Origin of the sequence: Streptomyces sp. NPDC051822 (genome assembly GCF_044452745.1) — a bacterium.
GTDB lineage: Bacteria > Actinomycetota > Actinomycetes > Streptomycetales > Streptomycetaceae > Streptomyces.
Window position 1 is genome coordinate 717,339 of record NZ_JBITBZ010000003.1, and the last position, 14,790, is coordinate 732,128.

Consider the following 14,790-nt stretch of genomic DNA (forward strand, 5'->3'; position numbering starts at 1 on the left):
ACCGGTTCCCACGCCCCACGGCCCCGGTCTCTCACCCGGGCAGCAGCACGGCCCGCCCCCGCACCCGCCCGCCCCGCAGCGCGTCCAGCGCCGCGGGAGCTTCCGCGAGGTCGAACTCCTCCACCGCCAGGGTCAGGACACCCTCGGAGAGCCGCCGGGCCAGGTCGCCGGAGACCTCGTGGGCCCGCCGCTCCTGGCGGATCATGTTCACCGGCAGCAGCGCCACCTCGTCGAGCAGCCAGCTCGGCAGGTCGAGCTCGACGCGCGGGCCGGCCACGTATCCGATGACGACGGCGCGTCCGCCCCGCCGCACCCACCGGCTGCGGCCGACCAGCCCGGCGCCGCCGAGCGTGTCGACGAGCAGCGAGGCCGACCGGTCCCGGGCGAGACCTTCCGCGTCCTCCAGCGTGACGGCCTCCGCCCCTTTCGGAACGTCGGCCAGCTGGTCCTCCCGGCCGACGACACCGGTCACCCGTGCGCCCGCGGCCAGCGCCTGCTGGGTCACCATCGCGCCGACCGCGCCGGCGGCACCCACCACGACGACGTCCTCGTCCTGCCCGATCCGGGCGACGTCGTGCAGAGCCACGTACGCGGTCGTGGCAGGGACGAAGAAGCTCGCCGCCACCGCAGGGGCGAGCGGAGCCGCGAGCGGGGTGACGGCCTTGCGCTTCACACTGACCCGCTCCGCCCACGTGCCGTCGCGCAGGAGACCCAGGCCGCCGCCGCGCAGCACGACCCGCGTCCCGGGCGTGAGACCGGAGTCGGAGTCGGCCTCCAGGACCGTGCCCGCGCCCTCGACACCGCCGACGTACGGCAGGGCCGGCTTCAGCCCGAAGTCACCGGCCGCGACGGTGGCGTCGAGGTGCGAGACGCCGGCCGCCGTGACCTGGACGAGGACCTCGCCCGGTGCGCGGACGGGCTCCAGCACGTCGTCGAGGACGGGAGCGGCGCCCCACGAGTGGAACCGTACGGCCCGCATCAGCCGGCGGCCTTGCCGATGAAGTCGAGGCTCAGGGCGTTGTAGCGCTCGGCCTGCTCGTGCTGCGGCCAGTGCCCGCACTCCTCGAACAGTTCGAGGCGCGAGCCGGGAATGCCCTGGTGCAGCGCCGTCGCCTCGGGCACCTCGCCGAACGGGTTCTGCCGTCCCCACACCACCAGCGTCGGCTGGGTGATCCGGGCCAGGTGCTCGGGCCGCAGCAGGTTGCGCTGACGGCGTTCCATGTCCTGGAGGGAGAGGAGGTTGTCGACGCCCGCGACGAACTCCGGCGTGTGGTAGATCGCGTGCCGGACCTCGACCAGCTCCTCGGTGGCGGAGGCGTCGTCCGCCATGAGCAGCCGCATCCGCTCGCGCGTGAGGTCGATGTCGTCGGAGGTGACGGCCTTCTTGGTGCTGGTGCGGATGCGCTCCATGATCTCCGGGTTGGCCACGGTGCCGCCGGAGCAGAGGAGCTGGAGGCTGCGCACCCGCTCGGGGTGTTCGATGGCGGCGCGGGCGCCGACCCAGCCGCCCAGGGACTCGCCGACGATGTGGACGCTGTCGACACCGACGGCGTCCAGGTAGTCGAGGAGGTGGGTGACGTAGTCGTCGATCTCGTACGGCTTGTCGGGCTTGCCGGTGTAGCCGTGGCCGAGCATGTCGATGGCGTGCAGGTCGTAGGCGGCGTGCGCGGTGATGTTGCGCGCGAACGCCTCCAGGTGGCCGCTGGTGCCGTGCAGGAAGACGACGGCCTGGGCGTTCGGGTCGCCGGCGCGCAGGGTGCGCGTGGGAACTCCGGCGGCGTCGACGTACTCGACGCGGAAGGGGGTGGGGTTGATCTCGGTCCAGATCGACATGGGCTGTACTCCGTAGGGCGGTTGGGGGGGAGACGAAGGTTCAGTTGAAGGAGTCGAGGAAGCCGCTGACCACCGAGTGGTACGCCTCCGGCCGCTCCTCCTGGAGGTGGTGGGAGGCGTGGTCCATCACGTGGAGGCTGCCGCTGGGCACCATGCGGGCGAGCATCAGCGGGTAGTCCGGGGTGAGGAACGCGTCCTGCATGCCCCACATGAACAGCGTCGGAGCCTGGATCCGGCCCAGTTCCTCGGTGAGGTCCTGCCAGTCGCCGCGCGGCGAGTCGGACATGGCCGCGAGCGCGCGCTCGCCTTCGTCGAGGCTCTGCTCGTAGCGCAGCGTCAGCGTCTCCTCGGGGAGCTTCGCGCCGTCGTACCACTCCAGCTTCGTGATGAGCTGCCGCATCTTCTCGCGGGTCGGGCCCTCGCCGCCGTAGTAGACGTCCCGGGCCGTGCGGCCGCGGTGACCGTTCTCGGGAAGCGGGGCGAGCGGGCCGTAGAACACGGGCATGCTGCCGGTGATCACGAGGGACCGGACACGGTCCGGGTACTTCGCCGCGAGGTTGAGGGCGATGGTGCCGCCCCACGAATTGCACACGAAGTCGGCGCGGTCGACGCCGAGCGTGTCGAGCAGACCGACCGTCTTCGCCGCGTGGTGGTCCCACATGGGGCCCTCGATGCGGGACTTCTCCGACTTGCCGTACTGGTGGATGTCGACGAGCAGACAGCGCCGGTCGGCCGCGAACAGGGGCGCGACGGGCCCGAAGTCGCTCCACGCCGTGCAGCCGGGGCCGCCGCCGTGCAGGAACACGGTGTCGGGGCCCGAGCCGAGGTCGTGGTAGTGGTAGCGGATGCCCGCGCCGTCCGCGTAGCGGCTCTCCGGTGCTGGTGACATGCGAGTCCTTCCGTACATATGCCGGGGGGTACGGTGTCCAGCCCATCACCGCGCCGGGCGGGAGCCCAGCTCCTCGGTCCGCTGAGTGAACCTCTCCCACTGGGCGGCTCCTGGGGCGGTTCACTGAGCGGTGTAGCCGCCGTCCACGTGCACCACCACACCGGTGGTGAAGGACGAGCCGGCGGCGAGCAGGGGAAGCACCGCGTGCGCGACGTCCTCGGGCCTGCCCCAGCGGCCCAGCGGCACCTTGGCGGTGAAGGCGGCCTGGGCGGCGGCGTCGGTCTCGGTGTCGCTCTCGTTCATGGCGGTGCGGACGGGGCCGGGGGCGACGCAGTTCACGGTGACGCCGGTCCCGGCGACCTCCAGGGCCGCCGACCTGGTGAGCGCGGCGACCGCGCCCTTGGTGGCGGCGTAGCCGGACCGCTCGGGGGCGCCGGTCGAGCCGAGCACGGAGCCGATCGTGACGATGCGTCCGTGACCGGCGTCGAGCATGCCGGGCAGGACGGCGCGGATCGCCAGCCACGTGCCGATGACGTTGGTGTCGAGGGCGGCTCGGAAGTCGTCGGGCGTCAGGGCGAGCACCGAGCCGCGGGCCAGGCGGCCGGCGGCCGTCACCAGGCCGGTGACCGGACCCCACCGGTCAGCGGCCAGGCCCACGGCCTCGGCCAGCGCGTCCGGGTCGGTGGTGTCTGCGACGAGCGCCAGCTGCTGCTCCCCGTGCACGTGGCGGAGCCGGTGTCCCGCCCACCGGCACCGTTCCGCGGAACGCCCGGTGACCATCACGGGCCTCCCGGCGCGTGCCACCGCCTCGGCGATCGCAAGACCGATCCCGCTGGTGCCGCCCGTGACGAGCACGGGCCCGCTCTGTGCGAAGGGTTCCCTGTGCTGAGTGTCGGTGAGTGGGGTGAAGGTCATCCGGTGAGGGTGCGGGGTGGTCGGGGGACACGCCAACGCGGGCGGTCCGGCCACCGGACCGCCCACGTGGGGACCTGCCGTCACCGTCCGGTGAACACCGGGGGCCGCTTGTCGAGGAATGCCTGGAGCCCCTCCGCCGCGTCGGCGGTTCCGGTCAGGTCGGCGACGCCCTTCTCCTCGCGCCGCAGGGCCTGCTCGACGGGCAGCCCGTACCCCTCGTCGACGACCCGTTTGAGCAGGGCGATGGCGGCCGTCGGCTGCGCGGCGAGACGGCGGGCCCGCTCGGTCACCACCGCGTCGAAGTCCTCCCGCGCCACTACGGCGTCCACGAGTCCGAGCTCCAGGGCGCGTTGCGACGTCAGTCCTTCCCCTTCCATCATCAGGCGCTTCGCCAGATGGGGGCCGACGAGCCGGGGGAGACGCTGGCTGCCGCCGGCGCCGGGGAACAGCCCCAGCCGGATCTCCGGGAAGCCGAACGTCGCCTCGGCCGAGAGGATCCGCAGGTCACAGGCGAGGGACAACTCGGCGCCGCCGCCCAGCGCGTGCCCGTTCATCGCCGCGACGACCGGCTTGGGCGCCTGCTCGATCACCCGTTGTACGTCGATCCAGCGGCGCATCTTCGCCTGGTTGTGCGCGGACAGGTCCCGCATGACCGCGATGTCGGCGCCCGCGATGAAGAAGCGGCCGGTGCCGGTGATGACGACGCAGCGCACCTCCGGGTCGGCGGCCAGGGGGGTCAGGACGGTGAGGAACTCCTCGATCATCGCCGGGTCGACGGCGTTCGCCTTGGGCCGGTCGACGCGGATCGTGGCCACGGCGCCGTCACGTGTCACGTGCAGCACCGAGCGCTTCTCCCGGGTCGCGTTCGCTTCGCTCATTCCGTCACTCCCTCTGCGGCCAGTGCCGCCAGCTGTTCGTCGCTCAGGCCCAGCAGTTCCCGTAGCACCTCGTCCGTGTGCTGGCCGAGGAGAGGTGCGGGCCGGTCGAGGCCGCCGGGTGTCGAGGCCAGCCGCACGACGATGCCCTCGTGACGGACCGGTCCGGTCAGGGGGTGGTCCAGTACGGGATAGAAACCGCGGGCGGCGAGCTGTTCGTCGGTCTCCACCAGGTCCTGCCCGGTCGCCACGACCGCCGCCGCCACGCCCTCGGTCTGGAGCAGTTCGGCCAGCCTGTCGCCGTCCTGCCGGCTCGTCCAGGCGGCGAGGGCGCCGTCTATCTCGTCCTCGTGCGCCCGTCGAGCGTCCAGGTCGCCTTCGGCGCAGGGGAGTTCGACGAGGCGCGTCAGGGCGTGCCACTGTGCTTCGTCCGTCACCGACACCGCCACCCACCGGTCGTCCCCGGCCGTCGGATACACACCGTGCGGCACGGCACGCGGTGACCGGTTCGGGTGTTCGGCGGTCCGGGGATCGGGCGCTTCCGTCCCGAGAACGGGCTCCAGGGCCGCCGGGCCCATCGTCGCGGCCATCGCCTCCAGCTGGGACAGGTCCACGTGTCCGCCACGTCCCCGCGCCAGCAGGTCGAGGACGGCGAGCACCGCGGAGTTGGCCGCGACCATGTCGCCGAGACCGAAGGTCAGGCCCTGCGGAGGGCCCCCGGGATCCCGGGTCTCGCTGGATAGGCCGGACATCGCGGCGAGCGTGTCCGCGAAGGTCACGGCGTTGCGCCAGGGCCCGGTCTGTCCGACCCCCGCCATCGACACCAGGACGACGTCCGGGTTCAGTGCGCGCAGCGACGCGTAGTCCATGCCCCACCGGGCGAGTACACCCGGGCTGAAGTTCTCGACGACGACGTCGCAGTGCGGGACCAGCTCGCGCAGCAACCGCCGGCCCTCCTCGGTCCGCAGGTTCAGGGCGACGCCGCGCTTGTTGCGGTTGAAGTTGAGGAAGTAGCCGCTGTCGTCGGGGTCGGAGCCCGGCCGCAGATGCATCGAGGGAGCGAACCGCGTGGGGTCCTGGCGGTGCCGCGACTCGATCTTGACGATGTCCGCGCCGTGCTCCCCGAGCTGCTTGGTCACGTACGGACCGGCGAGGACCCAGGTCAGGTCGAGGACGCGTACCCCCTCAAGGGCTCGGGACTTGGGCTCCTCCCCACCGTCGCGTACCCGGCCGGGCCCGGAACCGCGCCACGGCGCCTCTCCCGGTGCCACCTCGCGCAGTGCGGGCAGAGTCACCGGGCGGGGGAGCGCGGCCCACGGGAAGCCGACGTCCTCGACGCCACCGTCCGGCAGCCCTTCGCCGGTGATCGTGACGAGGAAATCGCGGTCGCGCAGCTGCGGGTTGCCTGTCAGACGCCCGGCCGGCACGACCTCCGCCCACGGCAGGGCCCGCGCCCGCGCCTCGGCGGCCAGCTCGGCGGCCGGTCGCCTCGCCGCGAACTTCTGTACGAGAGCGTCCACGTGGGCGCGCTTCCGCCACCTGAAAGCGGGATCCTGCCAGCGCTCGTCGAGGAGGTCACCGGCCTCGCCCCGCTCCGCCATCCACGCCAGCAGGTCCGTCCACATCCGGTCGCTGCCGGAGTAGCCCCCGGCCACATGGCCGTCCGCGGCCTCGAAGATCCGGTGCGCCACGTGCTCGTACACGCCTCCGTTGCGCACGGGGAAACGTCCGCCGTGGATCCAGGCGAGAGCGGCGGTCTCCAGCGTGGCGGCCACGGCCTCCTGCACGGAGACGTCGACCAGCTGAGGGGTGCCCGACACGACGCCCAGGAGCGCCCCGATCGCGGCGTGTGCCCCCGCGGTCTGCAGCGCCTGCTCGCGCGGGGGCGGCTTGGGCTGCCCGTCGGGGCGCCCGCCGAGCCACGTCATGCCACCCGCCGACGCCAGGACCAGATCGTCACCGACCCAGTCGCGGCGTGGTCCGGTCAGCCCGAAGGGCGTCACCACCACGTGCACGGCGTGCGGCCAACGGGACGAGCCGTCCTCCCGCAGGCCGATCAGCCGTGCCACGGGCCCGCTCTCCAGGACGATGTCGGCGCCCCCCGCCAGTGCGTCGAGGTCGGCCGGGCCGTCCACCGACACCCACCGCTTGCCCGCGTGCCAGTGGGTGCGGGCCGCCGGGCCGAGGTCGGATCCCGGCTCGATCCGTACGACATCGGCGCCGGACCCGACAAGCAGTCGGGCACCCTGGAAGGCGAGCTCATCGGTCAGGTCCAGCACGCGCAGTGCCGCCGGGTCCGTGTCTGGTCGTCGCACCACTGCTCCTTCCCTCACGTGTCCGCAGCCTTTGCGGGATCTCACGATCACGGGGGAGGGGAGGCGGTACCACCGGACTGTTCTGCTGACCGAACCGACCGAACCGACCGAACCGGCCGAACCGACCGACCGACCGAACCGGCCGAACCAACCGGACCAGCAGGCCCGCGCCGCGCGGTCAGCCCACGGCCGGCGCGCCGCGCACGACGGACGCCTTCCGTCCGCGCGCCGGAGACGACCGCGCGGTCTTCTGAACCACACCGCGCTCGATGCTCTCGGCCGTGGCCCGCAGGACGGCGAGGCACCGGTCCACCGACACCTGAGCGACCGGCGCGGTGACCGAGAGTGCCCCGTACTCCTGTCCGCCCATGGACACGGGCACGGCGAGGCTGGCGTACCCGGCCTTGACCCCTTCGACCTCCAGCGCGTACCCCTGACGCGACGCACTGGAGAGCCGCTGGGCCAGCACCCCGGGATCCGTCACGGAGCGTGAGGTCAGCACGGGAAGCCCGGTGCGAGCGAGGGCCGCGACCCGCTCGGCTCCGTCCGGTGCCAGGGCGAGCAGCAGCTGACCGGTCGCCGTGCAGGAGGCCGGGAGTCGGCCCCCGACGTACGAGTGGGTGAGCACGTTCGCCTCACCGGCGATCTTCTCCAGGAACAGGACGTGGGTGCCGTCGAGGACAGCGAGATGCACGGCGGCGCGGGTCCGCGTGTACAGGTCGGTCATCAGCGGGCGCGCGACCGAGCGCAGCACGGAGCAAGCGGGGACGCGCTGTCCGAGGTGAAAGAGCCTGATACCGAGCTCGTACGTCTCCCCGTGCCGGTCCAACAACCCCCATTGCACCAGTTCCCGGGCGAGCCGGTAGGCCGATGCCTTGGGCACGCCCGAGCGGCGGCTCAGTTCGCTCAGCCGCAACCGGTCCGCCCCCGACTCGAACGCGGCGAGCAGCAGCTGCGCCTTGCCCAGGACCGAATTGGGCAGAAACACCTCGTCGTCGGCGCTCGACTGCATCAGCGTCCCTCACTTCGTCGCACGGCGGCCAAAGCCATTTGACCTGCAACAACGACATGTTGCATAGAGGATCGGGAAGGCGAATCTCAGGCACCGGATGTGTGCATGACCCTATTGTCCGCTTCGGTGTCCGGTGCGTCGGGCTTCTCCGCCCCTCGGCGGCACATGCCGCCTCCTCCGTGCCGGTCCGCCAGGTGGGACGCCCACCTTTCCCCAGCTCCTGCGGGGTGCCAGCGTGCCGCAACTTCGACAGCACTCTGCCCCGGAGGTCCCACCCGATGTTCTGCCATCACCGCACGGGCCGGCGCCCGCGGACTGCGCTGCTCACCCTGCTCGTCACACTCCTCGCCACCGCCTGCGGGGCGGGTACCACGGACTCGGGGGGATCCGTCGGCGGTGAGGGTGCGGTCGTGCGGATCGCCCTCGGCGTCGACGCCTCGTATGCGCCGCTGTACCTCGCGGCCGAGCACGGCATGTTCGAGAAGGCTGGCCTCGACGTGCGGCTGATGAAGGTGGAGGGCGGGCCGGCCGCCGCCCAGGCGGTCACGGCCGGCACAGCACAGATCTCCGCCAACGCCGACTCCACCGCGCTGCCACAGATGGTGAACAATCCGCGGTTGCGCGCCCTGGGTGCCTTCCAGTCCTCGGGCCGCTACCTCAAGGTCGTCCTGCGCGAAGGCATCACGTCACCGCGTCAGATCAGGACGATGGGATCGATCCAGGGCATCGGCCTCTACGCCACGCACGAGTACCTGCGGCACCACCGCGTCGACCCGGACTCCGTGAAGATCCAGCAGAGCGCGCCGCAGGAAATCCCCACGATGCTCCAGCGCGGCGACATCGACGGCTACATCCTCTTCGACCCCTGGGTGACCAAGGGCGTGGACGCGGGCGGTCGCGTCGCGGGCTCGATCGGTGACTTCGATGTCACCTACGTGCAGTGGCTGCTCGCGGACCAGAAATGGCTGGAGAAGAACCAGGAAGTCGCGGGGAAGATCTTCCAGGTGGTCGCGGGGTGACGGAAGACCCGCACGCGGCCGCCCTCGCCGCCCACGAGCAGGCCCAGCTGCCCGTGGCGGGAACGGAGAAGGCCATCAGCGAGATCTCCTTCGAGGCCCGCGCCCTGACCTCGGCCGACGTCACGTCCTCGCGCCGGATCGTGGACTTCCTCAGGGGTCAGGGCCTCATCAGGAGCGCACCCGACCTCGACACGGTGCTGCTGCGCGGCTGGTACGACCGGTACGCCCGGTGACCGTCTGCGCAATGCCATTCCCGGGCTGTCCCACTGAGCGGACCGCCGCCCATGCCTCTGCCCTCCGACCGGCAGTAGCGTGCGCCAACTCGCGGGCCCAGAACCCGATGACCTGCCGAAAAGCGTCCCATTCCGAGGTGGCTATGAACACTGCATCCCACTTGAAGTTCCGCCCGACACGTCGCATCACCGGCTCGGCCCTCGCCGGCGCCGCCCTGTTCGCGTCGACCGCGTGCGGAGCGGGCACCACAGACACCGGGTCCGGTTCGGGTTCCGGCGGGGAGGGCCGCCCCCAGCTGCGTATCGCGGTCGGCGTCGACGCCTCGTACGCGCCGTTCTACCTGGCCGGCGCCGAGAACCTGTGGGCCGAGCACGGGGTCGACGTCGACCTCGTCCAGTTCGCCAAGGGCGGCGAGGGCATCGACGCCCTCAACGCCGGACAGGTACAGATGGCCGGCAACTCCGACGCCACCACCATCGGCCTGCTCGGCCAGAACCCGGACCTGCGCTCTCTCCTGGTGTACGAGGACTCCGGGCGCTACCTCAAGGTCGTCCTGGGACCCGATGTGAAGTCCCCCCAGCAGATCCGGAAGATGGCCGTGGTCCCGGGCCTGTCCGAGCTGGCCGCCACCCGGTTCCTCGAATCGAAGGGCATCAGGCCCGACTCGGTCGAGTTCGTCACGTCCGATCCCGCCGAGATCCCCGCGCTCACCAAGAAGGGCGACATGGACGCGTACGTCCTGTGGGAGCCGTGGCCGTCCAAGGGGAAGGAGCTGGGCGCGCGGATTCTGGAGACCACGGGCGACTACGGCCTCAGCTACCAGCACTGGCTCCTCTCGACCTCCCCCTGGCTCAAGGACCACGAGGACACCGCGGCCAAGGTGGCGGCGGCCCTCGCGGAAGCGGCCAAGAGGGTCGAGAGCGATCCGGAGGCCGCCGCGAAGGCCACCAAGGACGCCGCGAAGATTCCCACGGCCCAGACCGTGAACGCGGTGAAGGAGATCGACTTCGAGGTCCGTGACTTCACCGCGGAGGACCTGAAGGGTTACGACGGGACGGTCCGGTTCTACCTGGACACGGGCAAGCTCAAGACCCGTCCCGACGTGACCCGCGCCGTCCAGCGCGGCTGGCTTCCCGAGCACACGGAGGGATCCTGATGAGCAAGGCGACCAAGAGGTTCGCGACCGTACCGGGGGAAGGCGCCCGCGCCGCGGCCACCGTGACGGCCGTCCCCGGGACTCCTACGGAAGGAGCGGCAGCCGGGCGCGGAGCGGCCCTGCGCATCCAGGGCGCGGGAATCTCCTTCGGAAACTTCCGGGCCGTTCAGGGCATCGACCTCGACATCCCGGCCGGTGAGTTCCTCTGTCTGCTCGGCCCGAGCGGCTGCGGCAAGTCCACCCTGTTGTCGGCGATGGCCGGATTCACCCGGGTAAGCGAGGGGTCGCTCACTGCCGACGGAGTCCCCGTCAGCGGCCCCGATCCCGAACTCGGCATGGTCTTCCAGAGCAGCGAGGCCCTCTTCGACTGGATGACGGTGCACCAGAACGTCACCTTCGGGCCCCGCATGCGCGGTCGCTCCCGCGCCGAGCAGAACCGGGTGGCCGACGAGTTCCTCGGCCTGGTCGGCCTGCGCCACTGTGCGGACCGCTACCCCGGCCGGCTCAGCGGCGGCATGCGCCAGCGCGTCCAGATCGCGCGGGTCCTCGCCAACGAGCCGGGCGTCGTCCTCATGGACGAACCCTTCGGCGCGCTCGACGCGCAGACCCGGCAGGTCCTGCAACAGGAGACGGCCCGCATCTGGCGGGCCTCCGGCTGCACCGTCGTCTTCGTCACGCACGACATCGACGAGGCGATCCTGCTCGCCGACCGGATCGCCGTCATGACGGCGGGCCCCGCGGCCTCGATCAAGTCCCTGTACACGGTCGACCTGCCGCGCCCCCGCGACGAGGCCGACCCCGCAGCCCTGCGCCTGCGCAACAGGCTGCGCGAGGACATCGGGGAAGAGGTCCGCAAGGCGATGCGGGGCCAGGGACTCGACCAGGACACGGAAGCGGCCGCCGGCGACCCCGCCGAGGCACGCGACGCACACGTCGACCGAGAGGCGAGGGGCGCATGACGATCACCACGACGGAGGCCCCGGCCCCGACCCGCGCACGCGACCGTGCGCGCCGCACCGACCACCGGTCGGGCGGCGGACAAGGCCTGCGCACCATCGGCCTGTACGCCGTCGCCGTCCTTGTCGGGCTGGGGGTCTGGCAGCTCGTCGCCATGAAGTACGGCCCCTCCCTGGTCGCCTCGCCGAAGGAGACCCTGTCGGCCGCCCGAGAGCTGGCCGCCGACGGCACCCTGGGCAATTCGGTCATCGCCTCCAGCCGCCGCATCCTCATCGGCTGGGGCCTCGGCGTCGTGGTGGGCGCCCCGATCGGGCTGCTCATCGGCCAGATCGCGATCGTCCGCCAGCTCCTGGAGCCGTACATCGAGTTCTTCCGCTTCATCCCGCCGGTCGCCTTCGTCACCCTGGCGGTGGTGTGGCTGGGCATCGGCGAGACGTCGAAGGTGGTCCTGATCTTCTACACGGCCGTCTTCATCGTCACCCTCAACACGAGTGCGGGTGTGATGGCCGTCAACGAGTCCAAGCTGCGGGCGGCGGCCAGCCTCGGGGCGAACCGCCGCCAGATCCTGCAGCGCGTGGTGCTGCCGTCGACCGTTCCCTACATCCTCACGGGTGCCCGCCTGGCCATGGGCAACAGCTTCCTGACGATCGTCTCCGCCGAGATCGTCGCCGCCCAGGTGGGCCTCGGCTCCCTGATCTGGACCTCCCGCAACTACGGCCGCATCGACTGGGTCTTCGTCGGCATCATCACCCTCGGCGTCCTGGGCCTCGTCTACGACCGGCTGCTGCGCCTGATCGCGATGCGTGTATTGTACAAGTATGGGGTCAAGATGTAACCGGGGTCGCCGTGATCGACGGGGGAAGCGCAGTGACCAACGGGGGAAGAACGGAGAACACAGCACGTGAGTCATTCCTCGTCCACCTCGCGCACCCTGATCCTGGACGAGTTCGGCACCCTGCCGCGGCTCGGGCGGCGGACCGTGCCCGAGCCGCGGCCCGGGCACACCCTCGTCCGGGTGGCGGCGGCCACCGTCGCCCATCTGGACCTGAACATCCTCGACGGCCGGTTCGGCATCCTGCCCGGGCTGCCCTTCGTCCCCGGCACCCAGGGCAGCGGCCACGTCATCGCCTCGGACACGCAGCCCGAGGGCGCCCTGGTCCGACTGCGCGGCGAAGGGCTGGGCCTCAGTCGCGACGGCTCCTGGGCCGAGCACGCGCTCGTACCGGACGCCGCCGTCGAGCTCATGCCCGAGGGCACCGACCCTGCTCTGGCCTGCATGTACTTCTCGCCCGTCGGCACCGCCTGGGCGACCGTCCACTCCATCGCCCAGGTACGACCGGGGGAGCGGGTGCTGGTCACCGGCGCGTCCGGCGCGGTCGGCGCCATGGCCGTGCAGCTCGCGGCGCGCGCCGGCGCGGAGGTCGTCGGTGCCGTCGGCCGCCCGGCGAAGCTGCCGCACGTCCCCGGAGTGGCCAGGGCGCTGCTGGCCTCCGACCTCTCTGAGGAAGCCATCGGCGGCAAGGCCGACGTACTGATCGACACGGTCGGCGGCAAGATCCTGCGGCACGCCCTCGCCCTGGTCCGCCCGCGGGGCCGGGCCGCACTTCTCGGCTACACGGCCGGACGTGAACTCGCCCTGGACCTGGCGGACTTCTTCCTCGCCGACGTCTCGCTCCTGCCCGTGAACATGATCTCCCGCGGCGCTGAGGTCGCCCCCGACGTGCTGCGCCTGCTGCCCGACCTGTCGTCGGGCGCTCTGTCCCTGCCGTACGAGCGGTACGCGATGGACGCCCTCGGCGAAGCGGTGGAGCGGCTGCGCACGGGTGCGGCGGTCGGGAAGATCGTGCTCGACATGGGGAGCACCGGAAACTGAACCCACCCTCCCGCGCATACTCACGACCATGGGCCCCCTCCCGCAGGAGGGGGCCCATGGGGCGTCCGGTGTCAGGACGGGGAAACGCCGGCCTGCGCGGCGAGTCGGTCCGGATCGACGGGAAGCCAGTCGTAGTCGAGGGACTTCCAGAAGGCGCACTGGCGACGCGCCTCGAACACCTCGGTGCTCAGCGCCCGGCTCTCACCACCCGGCAGCAGGGACATGTACTTCCCGGCCCGGTAGGACGGCCAGGCGGCGAGTCCCGCGGCCGCGGGATTCCCGTGCTTCACGAACGAACCCCAGTAGCGCACCATCTCCCTCGACAGCTGCTGCTGCCCCGGGGACAGCAGCTTCGAGGCCGCCGAGGGAAGCAGGTACGGCATCTCGCTGGCATGCGAGGCCCCGGGGTCGAAGCCGGGCGGCAAGGAGCCGAGGACGGGAGGGTGCGGGTCGTCGAACTGGTAGAAGTACGTCCGCGGCTGCCGGCTCGCGAACTGGCCCGTGAGATCCTGGTACTGGCACCCGCCGAGCCCGTAGAAGGCGCTGCTGTCACCCCACAGCGCGGCGAAGGCGTACGTCCCGGTGTACGAGTCACCGTAGGCGTCGAACGGATAGTGCGCGAGTACGGCGTCGGCGTTCGGCCCGAACTCGATGCGGACCGCCCGCTCGTACTGCGCCTTCGTCGCGCGCGCGAACGGAAGTGACCACGGCCGCACTTCGTCACGCGTGCTGCCGATGAGGAGGGGGACGTTCGCGGCTCGGCCGGTGCGCACGGCCTCGCTCGGCGGTACAGGTAGCTCGGGCCCTCCGGACACGGGCAGCGGCCCGCTCAGGACGCCGCCGACGAAACCCCCGCTGGTGGCCAACAGTTCACCGGCCGGCTTGGACCGCAGGCAGGAGAGAACCGCCGGGGAGGCGGCACAGCCAGTCGCTGCGGTGTACGCGTGGCCACGGACGGCCGCCTGCTCGGCCGTGTGGCTGGGGCACCCGGCGCTCTGGATGATGGCCCCGGAGAAGAGACCGCGGGCCGGCGGCGATGCCATGAGGGCGCAGACGGAATGGCCACCGGCCGATTCACCCGCGATGGTCACGCGGCTCGCGTCCCCGCCGAAGGCGCCGATGTTGCGCTGGGTCCAGCGCAGCGCCGCCTGCTGGTCGAGCAGACCGTAGTTCCCCGTGCCCTGCCTGCTCAGCCCGGGCAGGCCGAGGAAGCCGAACACGCCGAGGCGGTAGTTGATCGTGACGACCACGACGTCGTTGGCCTCGGCGATCCGCGAGCCGTCCTCGGAGTTTCCCGAACCGAAGGAGAAGCCCCCGCCGTGGATCCAGAACATCACCGGCAGTGGACGGTTCGTCCGGTGGGCCGGGGTGTACACGTTCAGGTACAGGCAGTCCTCGCTCATCCCCGGACCGCCGTCGCCACCGAACTGCAGACAGCGCGGGCCCGGGGCCGTCGCCTGCCGGGTGCCCTCCCAGGCGGGCGCGGGAGCGGGAGGCTGCCAGCGTCCGGGGCCGACCGGAGCTGCCGCGTAGGGGATGCCGAGGAATCGGTCGACCGCCTCCGCCGATGTGCCCGCTACCAGGCCTTTGTCGGTGAGGATCGTCAAGGAGCGCGGGACGGCTGACGCGGGCACGGCCGCCATGAGGGTCAGGAGGACGAACAGGCTTGTCAGGCCGGCGAGTCCCCTTCGGACAGTAGGTCGCACGGAATC

Annotated in this window: 14 protein-coding genes; 6 read left to right on the forward strand and 8 right to left on the reverse strand. The window is 71.7% G+C overall.

What is annotated here, in order from left to right:
- Nucleotides 1–31 precede the first annotated feature (31 nt).
- The 7 genes from ACIA8N_RS13715 to ACIA8N_RS13745 form a co-directional block, all read right to left on the reverse strand.
- The gene (locus tag ACIA8N_RS13715; RefSeq protein ID WP_365781047.1) at nt 32–979 is read right to left on the reverse strand and encodes an alcohol dehydrogenase catalytic domain-containing protein; all 948 of its coding nucleotides are present in this window, start codon (nt 977–979) and stop codon (nt 32–34) included.
- Nucleotides 979–1,833 (reverse strand): alpha/beta fold hydrolase, encoded by an 855-nt coding sequence (locus ACIA8N_RS13720; protein WP_359527291.1) that lies wholly within the window; start codon nt 1,831–1,833, stop codon nt 979–981. Before ACIA8N_RS13720 ends, ACIA8N_RS13715 begins: the two co-directional genes overlap by 1 nt.
- A gap of 40 nt (nt 1,834–1,873) precedes the next feature.
- Nucleotides 1,874–2,722, reverse strand: coding sequence for an alpha/beta hydrolase (locus tag ACIA8N_RS13725; protein WP_359527289.1), 849 nt, complete (start codon nt 2,720–2,722; stop codon nt 1,874–1,876).
- Nucleotides 2,723–2,842: 120 nt separating this feature from the next.
- The gene (locus tag ACIA8N_RS13730) at nt 2,843–3,637 is read right to left on the reverse strand and encodes an SDR family NAD(P)-dependent oxidoreductase (RefSeq protein WP_359527286.1); all 795 of its coding nucleotides are present in this window, start codon (nt 3,635–3,637) and stop codon (nt 2,843–2,845) included.
- An 80-nt stretch (nt 3,638–3,717) separates the two neighbouring features.
- Complete coding sequence (locus ACIA8N_RS13735; RefSeq protein WP_359527285.1) at nt 3,718–4,515, reverse strand: enoyl-CoA hydratase-related protein; 798 nt, start codon at nt 4,513–4,515, stop codon at nt 3,718–3,720.
- The gene (locus tag ACIA8N_RS13740) at nt 4,512–6,827 is read right to left on the reverse strand and encodes a CoA transferase (RefSeq protein ID WP_365781046.1); all 2,316 of its coding nucleotides are present in this window, start codon (nt 6,825–6,827) and stop codon (nt 4,512–4,514) included. Before ACIA8N_RS13740 ends, ACIA8N_RS13735 begins: the two co-directional genes overlap by 4 nt.
- 178 nt (nt 6,828–7,005) lie before the next feature.
- Nucleotides 7,006–7,839, reverse strand: a complete 834-nt coding sequence (locus ACIA8N_RS13745; RefSeq protein WP_365781045.1) for an IclR family transcriptional regulator — start codon at nt 7,837–7,839, stop codon at nt 7,006–7,008.
- Nucleotides 7,840–8,117: 278 nt separating this feature from the next.
- Between ACIA8N_RS13745 and ACIA8N_RS13750 the strand changes: the two genes are divergently transcribed.
- The 6 genes from ACIA8N_RS13750 to ACIA8N_RS13775 all read left to right on the forward strand — a co-directional run bounded on the left by ACIA8N_RS13750 (nt 8,118) and on the right by ACIA8N_RS13775 (nt 13,078).
- Complete coding sequence (locus ACIA8N_RS13750; RefSeq protein WP_365781044.1) at nt 8,118–8,858, forward strand: ABC transporter substrate-binding protein; 741 nt, start codon at nt 8,118–8,120, stop codon at nt 8,856–8,858.
- Nucleotides 8,855–9,091, forward strand: a complete 237-nt coding sequence (locus ACIA8N_RS13755) for a hypothetical protein (RefSeq protein ID WP_365781043.1) — start codon at nt 8,855–8,857, stop codon at nt 9,089–9,091. The genes ACIA8N_RS13750 and ACIA8N_RS13755 overlap by 4 nt, the downstream gene beginning before the upstream one ends.
- Before the next feature lie 143 nt (nt 9,092–9,234).
- The gene (locus ACIA8N_RS13760; RefSeq protein WP_365781042.1) at nt 9,235–10,248 is read left to right on the forward strand and encodes an ABC transporter substrate-binding protein; all 1,014 of its coding nucleotides are present in this window, start codon (nt 9,235–9,237) and stop codon (nt 10,246–10,248) included.
- On the forward strand, nt 10,248–11,207 hold the full coding sequence (locus ACIA8N_RS13765) for an ABC transporter ATP-binding protein (protein ID WP_365781041.1): 960 nt from the start codon (nt 10,248–10,250) through the stop codon (nt 11,205–11,207). The genes ACIA8N_RS13760 and ACIA8N_RS13765 overlap by 1 nt, the downstream gene beginning before the upstream one ends.
- Nucleotides 11,204–12,040: an ABC transporter permease gene (locus tag ACIA8N_RS13770; RefSeq protein WP_365781040.1), complete on the forward strand. Its 837-nt coding sequence runs from the start codon at nt 11,204–11,206 to the stop codon at nt 12,038–12,040. Before ACIA8N_RS13765 ends, ACIA8N_RS13770 begins: the two co-directional genes overlap by 4 nt.
- A 66-nt stretch (nt 12,041–12,106) precedes the next feature.
- Nucleotides 12,107–13,078: a zinc-binding alcohol dehydrogenase family protein gene (locus ACIA8N_RS13775; RefSeq protein WP_365781039.1), complete on the forward strand. Its 972-nt coding sequence runs from the start codon at nt 12,107–12,109 to the stop codon at nt 13,076–13,078.
- 71 nt (nt 13,079–13,149) lie between these two features.
- On the opposite strand, the gene ACIA8N_RS13780 is transcribed toward ACIA8N_RS13775, so the two are convergent.
- On the reverse strand, nt 13,150–14,784 hold the full coding sequence (locus ACIA8N_RS13780) for a carboxylesterase family protein (RefSeq protein WP_365781038.1): 1,635 nt from the start codon (nt 14,782–14,784) through the stop codon (nt 13,150–13,152).
- Between the last annotated feature and the right edge of the window lie 6 nt (nt 14,785–14,790).

Excerpts from the sequence above, each read along its gene's own strand:
- ACIA8N_RS13715 (WP_365781047.1), bottom strand. The coding sequence starts at position 979 with ATGCGGGCCGTACGGTTCCACTCGTGGGGCGCCGCTCCCGTCCTCGAC.
- ACIA8N_RS13720 (WP_359527291.1), bottom strand. The coding sequence starts at position 1,833 with ATGTCGATCTGGACCGAGATCAACCCCACCCCCTTCCGCGTCGAGTAC.
- ACIA8N_RS13725 (WP_359527289.1), bottom strand. The coding sequence starts at position 2,722 with ATGTCACCAGCACCGGAGAGCCGCTACGCGGACGGCGCGGGCATCCGC.
- ACIA8N_RS13730 (WP_359527286.1), bottom strand. The coding sequence starts at position 3,637 with ATGACCTTCACCCCACTCACCGACACTCAGCACAGGGAACCCTTCGCA.
- ACIA8N_RS13735 (WP_359527285.1), bottom strand. The coding sequence starts at position 4,515 with ATGAGCGAAGCGAACGCGACCCGGGAGAAGCGCTCGGTGCTGCACGTG.
- ACIA8N_RS13745 (WP_365781045.1), bottom strand. The coding sequence starts at position 7,839 with ATGCAGTCGAGCGCCGACGACGAGGTGTTTCTGCCCAATTCGGTCCTG.
- ACIA8N_RS13750 (WP_365781044.1), top strand. The coding sequence starts at position 8,118 with ATGTTCTGCCATCACCGCACGGGCCGGCGCCCGCGGACTGCGCTGCTC.
- ACIA8N_RS13760 (WP_365781042.1), top strand. The coding sequence starts at position 9,235 with ATGAACACTGCATCCCACTTGAAGTTCCGCCCGACACGTCGCATCACC.
- ACIA8N_RS13765 (WP_365781041.1), top strand. The coding sequence starts at position 10,248 with ATGAGCAAGGCGACCAAGAGGTTCGCGACCGTACCGGGGGAAGGCGCC.
- ACIA8N_RS13770 (WP_365781040.1), top strand. The coding sequence starts at position 11,204 with ATGACGATCACCACGACGGAGGCCCCGGCCCCGACCCGCGCACGCGAC.